This window comes from SAR324 cluster bacterium, assembly GCA_029245725.1.
Lineage (GTDB): Bacteria > SAR324 > SAR324 > SAR324 > NAC60-12 > JCVI-SCAAA005.
Window position 1 is genome coordinate 1 of the sequence record JAQWOT010000086.1, and the last position, 7,846, is coordinate 7,846.

A 7,846-nucleotide genomic window follows, 5' to 3' on the forward strand; every position below is an offset into this window, starting at 1 on the left:
AATTTCGCCAGTGTTAATAGCGAAATGGATCTGATCGATAATTTGCTGGAATACTGGTGTAGGAGATTAATTTGTTGGCTAGTAGACCATAAATCTCAATTTATACCGCAGAAATACTGAAGTATCGGCCCCTTTTACTCACACAAATCTTGATACAAGGATTATATTCTTTTTCGAAAGCTGTCCCCTAGAATTTTACCAGATTTCCAGTTCTCTGGTTAAATCCCAATCTTACAACCAATTTACGGACCGTATCAGAAGTGCAAAATCACTCTAGCCTCTTCTGATCCTAAATTACTCCAGATCTAGTCCTCATTCTTCAGAATCTTGCTTTCGGAGATCCTTCTTCGTTTAGCAATTTCTCAAAAAAGACTTCAAAAATTCTTTAATACACTTGGTGAGGATCCTCTAGTGAAACTGAGTACAGCGTCTTTTTTTGCAAGATTTGTTTGCTTGATTCCAATCATTTTGGTTGCCAAGCCAATTTATGCCTTCGATGAACTTGATCTTCAAAAATTGCTGACAACCCGCATCTGTAATGACTGTAACTTGATCCAAGCAAATCTTGATTCTATAAATTTAAATGATGTGAGTTTGTTGGGAGCTAACTTGAGAGAAGCTAATTTAGTAAATGCAAATCTGCGTGGAGCTGAACTCATTGGAGCAGATTTGATAGATGCAGATCTGACGGGGGTGGATCTGACAGGCGCAGATCTAACTGGAGCTAATTTAACGGGTGTCACACTTTCTGGAGCAGACTTGACAGGCACTACTTTGTGGATGAGTATCCTTAGAAATTCTTCAATAAGAAGTGCATACTTAAATTATTCCAATTTGAAGGAAGCAGACCTGACAGGTGCGAACTTGATCGAAGTTGAATTGGTCAGCGCCACTCTGAATAATGCTGAGTTGGAAGAAGCGAAAATCTGGTATGCAAATTTTGAAAATGCTGACCTTGGTAGAGCCAATCTGAAAGGCGCAGAAATTTATGAGTCCAATCTGATGGGCTCCAATTTAAAAAATGCAAAGCTTATCGAAGCCACTTTTTACCAGTCTAACTTGGACGGTGCAGATTTGACTGGTACTACGCTTGATGAAGAAGCTTCACCTATTCAGGGTCAATCAACTACGAAACTCTGCAATACGGTAATGACTGATGGAGAGGTCACAAATAAAGATTGTGAAAGGTGATGATTGTTAAAGATTTTGCTGCCTGATGATTGTAGTTCTTGTTTAACTCAATCGGTGGCTACGGATAAAATAAGTTAAGTTGATTTATCAGTTCTAAACCCGTTGAGTCTGATCTTCTATCTAGACTGGGGAATAGGGTGTCGTCGATTCTTCATAGTGGGCCTTCCAGGTAAATTCATCGTTGTATCAGCCCTTGGCTGAGTACTCACCAGTTTCCCCTTCGAAACCACAGCTAAGCGTGCTGGTCGTAAGCGCAGGGCATCAATCGGATCTGCAGCATCCAAAACCACCAGAGAAGCCTGCTTGCCTACTTCAAGGCCATAGTTCTCAAGATGCATGATCTTGGCGTTCGTTTCGGTGACCATAGTGAAACATCGAGCCATTTCTTCAGGACTGGTCATCTGGGCTACGTGCATACCCATAAAGGCAACATCCAGCATATCTGCGGTACCAAGCGCATACCATGGATCACGAACGCAATCTTGCCCCCAACCTACATCAATACCCTGTGCCTGCATTTCACGCACACGGGTTAATCCGCGTCTTTTTGGAAAACTGTCGTGTCGGCCCTGAAGCGTGATGTTGATCAGTGGATTCGAAATTGCCTGAAGTTCAGCTTCAGCCATCAAAGGCAACAGCTTGGATACATAATAATTATCCATTGAATGCATTGAAGTCAGGTGGCTGCCCACTACTCTCCCCTGCAGGCCTAGAGCCGTGGTTTCCGCTGCGAGTGACTCGACATGGCGTGACATTGGATCGTCGCTCTCATCACAGTGCATGTCCACAAGCAAACCCTTGTCTGCAGCGATACGGCACAACTCCTGGACTGATCTTCGTCCATCCTCCATCGTCCGTTCAAAATGAGGAATCCCTCCAACCACATCGAGGCCCATCTCCAAAGCTCGGAGTAAATTTTCCCGTCCACTTGGTGCTCGAAAAAAACCATCTTGCGGAAAGGCTACGAGTTGTAGATCCAAATATCCTTTCACTTGCTCACGTACTTCGAGCATTGCTTCAACGGTCCTCAGGTGATCGGCCGTTGTATCAACATGACTTCGGATAGCGAGCAGGCCCGTGGAAACTGCCCAATCACAGTATGCCAAACCACGATCTACCATCTCTTCAACGGTTGCTTCCTCAAGCAATTCTCCCCAGAGAGAAATGCCTTCCAACAATGTTCCAGATTTGTTCAAGCGTGGAGTTCCATAAGACAAGGTGGCATCCATGTGAAAATGCGGATCCACGAAGGGAGGAGACACCAGATCCCCCTGAGCTTCGATTAGTATTTCAGCTGGGCTGTTTAGATCTTTCTCTATCGCCAAAATTCTTGTCCCTTCGATGCCAATATCTACAACTCGACCATCTGGCAGGGTCCCTCCCTTCACAATGATGTCAAACATTAGCGCTCTCCTTTGTAGAAGGGTACCATCAATGATGCTGGGACCTCTGCTTTCCGGGACATAACCACCAAAGCAGCGATGGACAAGAAATAGGGCATCATTAAGAAAATCTGATAGGGAATGTCTGCACCGATGCTGCTCTGCTGAAGCCGAATCTGAAAGGCATCGAAAGCCGCAAATAGAATTGCTCCCAAGAAGGCTTTGTGTGGTTTCCAGGCACCGAAGACAACAAGGGCAATGCAGACCCAACCACGACCATTGACCATCCCAAAAAAGAAACTATCAAAGGCCGAAAGAGTCAAAAATGCACCCCCCAGTGCCATTAGACCAGATCCAATAACTACCGCACCCATCCGCAACCCAAGCACAGATAGCCCTTGAGCTGCAACAGAAGATGGATTTTCTCCAACAGCCCTGAGAGCCAGACCCAGTGGAGTCCTATACAATACGAACGAAGTAATCAGTACTGTTGCGATAGCCAAATAAGTTAGGGGAGTCTGTTCAGCTAGGGCAGGCCCTAGGATTGGGATGTAAGCTAAAATGGCGACAGAGATAGGCTGGAAGGCCTCGATCTTTGGTGGAGAAGTTACCTCAGGTAAAGCCACTCGGTAAACATAATAAGTCAGCGATGTTGCCAACAGTGTGATTCCAAGACCCACCACATGCTGGGATAATCCCAAGCTGACGGTCATGCTCGCGTGGAGTAAACCTAAGAACATTCCAACCAGGAAAGCTAGGAGCACCCCACCCCAAAGACCCATACCAATGTAAGCCCCAAACCAACCAACGAAGGCTCCAGCGACCATGATTCCCTCTATACCGAGGTTGAGAACGCCGGCCCGTTCACAAATCAACTCTCCCATAGTTGCTAGAATCAATGGGCTAGCGATTCGGATCGTTGCAGTCCAGAAACTTGCAGTCAGAAAAATTTCTAATATCTCCATGAATTAATCCCGTATGATCCGGAACTTTGTCAGTAATACTGCAACTACCATCAGAAGCAGTGCAGTAGCGAGCATGATGTCTGCTAGATAGGTGGGGACTCCGGCTGCTCGACTCATACTGTCAGCGCCCACAAAAATACCCGCAACAAACAGAGCTGCCACGACAACCCCCAGAGGATGTAGCAAGGCCAGCATGGCTACAATGATTCCTGAATAACCAAAGCCCGGTGATAGATCAAGAGTCAGGGTGCCCTTGAGGCCAGCGACTTCGGAGAACCCAGCTAGGGCTGCGAGCCCTCCTGATAACAGTGCTGTTTGCGTTATGATTAAATTTACAGGCATTCCTGCATAACGGGCTGCCCCAGCGTTGTAGCCAACGGCTCTCATAGCGTAGCCAAAAGTAGTTTTGGTGTTCACGATCCAGATAACTAAAGCTGCAATTAAAGCAATCCCAAAACCCCAATGTAATCGTAGCCCATCAACGATTCTTGGTAGACGGGCCTCTGCCAGCAAACGGGACGACTTGGGCCAACCCATTCCCATTGGATCTTTGAGAGGGCCTTCAAGCAGGAGTGAAACTAGAAGGAGAAAAATAAAATTGAGCAAGAGAGTAGTAACGACTTCATCCACACCCAACCTGGTTTTAAGGAGAGTAGGGACTAGAAGCAGCAATGCACCCGCTGACATGGAACAGATGATCATTGTGGGAATGAGTGCAAGTGAGGACCATGCAAGAGTGCCGGTCCCCATTAGTACGGCTACAATGGCACCAGAATATAGCTGGGCTTCTGCTCCGATGTTCCATAATTTTGCACGAAAAGCTACCGCAACTGCCAGTCCCGTGAAAATCAATGGTGTTGTACGATTTAGAGTTTCCAGCAGGGCAAATTTGGAACCCACTGCACCTTTAATGATCAACCCCAGGACAGCAAAAGGATTTCCACCAGCAACCATTGCGAGAAAGGATGCGATCAAGACGGTAGCAGTTAGTGCTAAAATCGGTGGTAGTAATCTTCTGGAAAGGCTTGGATTTGGGATCGCTTCAAGACGCATGCATAGTCTCTTGCTTGGCAAACGCAGCCCCAGACATCCAACCACCCAACTCAGCAGGTGTTACTTTACCTCGTTGAAAAGCAGGGCTAACTCTGCCTTCTGAGGAAACATGAATGATGTCTGACAATTGGAGGATCTCATCTAAATCTTCAGAAATGAGTAAAATGGCTGCACCTTTTTGACGGGCTTCCAATAATTTCTTGTGGACGTAGTGTACCGCTCCAATATCCAAGCCTCGTGAGGGTTGATGTGCAAGGATTACTCGGGGGTCGTTTTGGAGCACACGCCCCAAAATGAGTTTTTGCATGTTCCCCCCTGAAAGCAAACGTATTCTCGTATCCGGACCAGGACAACGAACATCGTATTGCTTGATGAGTTCCTGTGTAAAATTTACTGCGGCTTGCCAATTGACCCACCCATGATGAGCAAATGGCTGATCACGATATCTTTCAATGATGGAATTTTCAGTCAAGGAAAAATCAGCGACAGTCCCGGATTGATGTCGGTCTTCAGGAATCCTGGCGATACCACTGAGAACCGATTGGCGTGGAGACCACTGATCTATCAGCTTCCCATCCAAATGCAGTTTCCCTTGAGAGGGAGTGATCAGTCCTGCAACCAAATCTGCAATTGATGTTTGACCGTTCCCAGAGACACCAGCCAAACCCACAATTTCTCCGGAGCACAGCCTCAAAGAAACATTCCTCAGGCCCTTTGAGTGATGCTGAGTCTCCGTGGATACATTCAATAACTCCATTACTAAGGGTCCGGACTCTCTTTCAGTAACTGCTGTGGGGCTGATCGGGTTCCCAACCATCAAAGAAGCTAATTCATTTGGGCTAGTTTCTTTGGTTTCTTTGGTCGCTACGAGTTTCCCATGACGAAGGATGGCCACTTTTTTGGCAATTTTCATTACTTCATGGAGTTTGTGGCTGATGAAGATGATAGATAGCCCTTGTTCTGTAGCTTCTGTTAGTGTCTTGAAAAGTGATTCAGTTTCTTGAGGGGTCAGGACGGCGGTTGGTTCATCCAGGATCAGGATCTTGGCTTGTCGGAACAAGGCTTTGAGAATCTCTACCCGTTGACGCTCTCCCACACTTAGAGACGAGACTTTCGCATCAGGATTGACCTTCAGGTGATAACGATTGGCAAGTTTGAGGAGTTGTTGACGGGCTTGCTTGTATCGTAGCTTCCAGGACCAGAGAGAACTGGTCCCAAGAATGACGTTCTCAAGAACGGAGAGATTGTGCGCAAGGGTGAAATGTTGATGAACCATTCCAACTCCGGCATCCAAAGCCGCACTAGCCATCCCTGGTGGAAGAGTTTTTCCGAAAACCTGAACCCTCCCAGAATCGGCGGTGTATTGACCAAAAAGGATGTTCATCAAGGTGGTTTTACCTGCACCATTCTCACCTAGCAGCGCAAGTACCTCACCCTTCTCCAAATTCAGGCTGACATTTTCATTCGCCTTGAGGGCTCCAAAATTCTTGGTGATCCCCTCAAGACGAAGAACGACTTCTCCCACTTTAGAGAGCTTTAAAGTGGATCAGCTAGATTTTGGTTCGTTGTCATTGATCGTGACAGTATAGCTACCGTTTTTGATCTCTCCAGTACGCTTTGCCACCATATCAACAGCCTTCTGTGGTATCTTACCAGCGAATGTCCCATAGGGTGCGAGCGTACATCCGCCATGCTTCATGAACGAGTAGATACCGTAATCAGCAGCTTTGTATTTCCCTGATTGAACTGCCGCGACAGCAGCATCCATTGTGGGTTCAAAATGCCAAATGGCTGAAGCGACCACGGTGCTTGGGTACTGATCTTGGGTGTCGATCACGTTGCCGATGGCCAAAATACCTCTTTCTTTGGCAGCATCCGAGACACCAAAACGCTCTGCATATAAAAGGTCGGCGCCTCCTTCGATCATAGCAAACGCAGTCTCTTTGGCCTTTGGTGGGTCAAACCATGAGCCGATGAAAGAGACTTGAAAGCGAATGTTAGGATTCATCTCTCGCGCCCCTGCCATGAAGGCATGCATCAATCGATTTACCTCTGGGATTGGGAATCCACCAACCATTCCGATGTTGCCAGACTTTGTCATTGCCCCAGCAATAATACCCGACAAATAGGAGGCATCTTGGATGTAGTTATCGAAGACGGCTAGATTTGGCAGGCTTGGGTCTTCTTTGAAAGAAGATCCCATCAGAAAAGCGACTTCGGGGTATTCCGCCACAACCTCTCTAGCTTCTGCTTCGGCACCAAAAATTTCTCCGATGATCAGGGTATTCCCTTGCTCTGCATATTCCCTCATCACTCTTGGGTAGTCGGTGTTGGCAGTATTTTCTGTGAACGTGTAGGCGATGTCACCTCGTGACTGTGCTGATAACGCCGCTTTGTGGATTCGGCTTACCCACTGTTGCTCAACTGGGACTGTGTAGATGCCAGCAGTCTTGATGGGATCTTTTGCCGAGGCCAAGGGCAAAATTCCGAGACTCGGTGCAAGCACGAGAGCGCTGGCTGTGCCTTTAATCAATGTACGTCTAGAGATTTTCAGCGACTGATGACTGCTCATTTTTACCTCATGTTCTGGAAAAAGTGACGGATTATCATTACAGACTTTGAAAGGTTGATGACGATGATCTACCCGAAAGTCTTCACCTTAAATCAAGGGGCCAAGTATGGTGGCTAATGCTAGACTTGGCAATACAAAGAATATGAATTCTGTTTTAGGATCTGAGGAAATTGATCAGGAAGTGAGCTGAATCAATTGGAAGTTTTATCGGCGGAGTTCGTTGATTTCCTAAACCTTCGAGAAACCAAGCTTGTTGCCAAAAGAGTTTCTGATATTGGTTTCCACAGCTACGAAAACTTGATCATTCAAGTAATCAAAGTTTGGCATGTAGGCATCTCCTCGAATGACTTGAATGATTATCTCTCCGGTAGCCAGGTTGGCGTAATTGCCTCGAAGCTTTGGAGCGGCGGCGTGACCATTAAACTGAACCTGACCTTTCTGGCCTCAGTATCTTGCACACCTTGCTCGATAAATTTTAACCTACTGAGGTCAGTTGTTCCTTTGAGACCGTTCTAATCTTTGGCTTATCTTAAGCGAATGTCTAGAAAGGGATATCTAGTAAAGCAAAGAGAGTTGATCCTAGAACAAAGCTGATTCGACCAAGTCTACACCTGCTAAAGTTTCTAAATTTGAACTTGCTTCTCATCTTATTTTGTCAAAATCGATCGACCAGATGAAGGTTT

The 7,846-nt window shown here is 46.4% G+C and carries 6 protein-coding genes; 1 reads left to right on the forward strand and 5 read right to left on the reverse strand.

Annotated features, from left to right (window positions below; genetic code table 11):
• Window positions 1-453 precede the first annotated feature (453 nt).
• Window positions 454-1,191 (forward strand): pentapeptide repeat-containing protein, encoded by a 738-nt coding sequence (locus P8O70_03720; GenBank protein ID MDG2195989.1) that lies wholly within the window; start codon window positions 454-456, stop codon window positions 1,189-1,191.
• 116 nt (window positions 1,192-1,307) lie between these two features.
• Here the strand turns inward: P8O70_03720 and P8O70_03725 are convergent, their stop codons facing one another.
• Genes P8O70_03725 through P8O70_03745 form a run of 5 tightly spaced genes read right to left on the reverse strand, consistent with a single transcriptional unit; the run spans window position 1,308 to window position 7,163 of the window.
• Complete coding sequence (locus P8O70_03725) at window positions 1,308-2,594, reverse strand: amidohydrolase family protein (GenBank protein MDG2195990.1); 1,287 nt, start codon at window positions 2,592-2,594, stop codon at window positions 1,308-1,310.
• Window positions 2,594-3,538 carry an ABC transporter permease gene (locus P8O70_03730; GenBank protein MDG2195991.1) on the reverse strand — a complete coding sequence of 315 codons (945 nt, stop codon included), beginning with the start codon at window positions 3,536-3,538 and terminating at the stop codon, window positions 2,594-2,596. Before P8O70_03730 ends, P8O70_03725 begins: the two co-directional genes overlap by 1 nt.
• Window positions 3,539-3,541: 3 nt before the next feature.
• The gene (locus tag P8O70_03735) at window positions 3,542-4,591 is read right to left on the reverse strand and encodes an ABC transporter permease (GenBank protein ID MDG2195992.1); all 1,050 of its coding nucleotides are present in this window, start codon (window positions 4,589-4,591) and stop codon (window positions 3,542-3,544) included.
• The gene (locus P8O70_03740) at window positions 4,581-6,116 is read right to left on the reverse strand and encodes an ABC transporter ATP-binding protein (protein ID MDG2195993.1); all 1,536 of its coding nucleotides are present in this window, start codon (window positions 6,114-6,116) and stop codon (window positions 4,581-4,583) included. The genes P8O70_03735 and P8O70_03740 overlap by 11 nt, the downstream gene beginning before the upstream one ends.
• Window positions 6,117-6,137: 21 nt before the next feature.
• Window positions 6,138-7,163: a BMP family protein gene (locus P8O70_03745; GenBank protein MDG2195994.1), complete on the reverse strand. Its 1,026-nt coding sequence runs from the start codon at window positions 7,161-7,163 to the stop codon at window positions 6,138-6,140.
• Window positions 7,164-7,846: the final 683 nt, after the last annotated feature.

Coding starts and splice junctions, on each gene's coding strand:
- P8O70_03735 (MDG2195992.1), bottom strand. CDS start 4,591: ATGCGTCTTGAAGCGATCCCAAATCCAAGCCTTTCCAGAAGATTACTA.
- P8O70_03745 (MDG2195994.1), bottom strand. CDS start 7,163: ATGAGCAGTCATCAGTCGCTGAAAATCTCTAGACGTACATTGATTAAA.
- P8O70_03730 (MDG2195991.1), bottom strand. CDS start 3,538: ATGGAGATATTAGAAATTTTTCTGACTGCAAGTTTCTGGACTGCAACG.
- P8O70_03725 (MDG2195990.1), bottom strand. CDS start 2,594: ATGTTTGACATCATTGTGAAGGGAGGGACCCTGCCAGATGGTCGAGTT.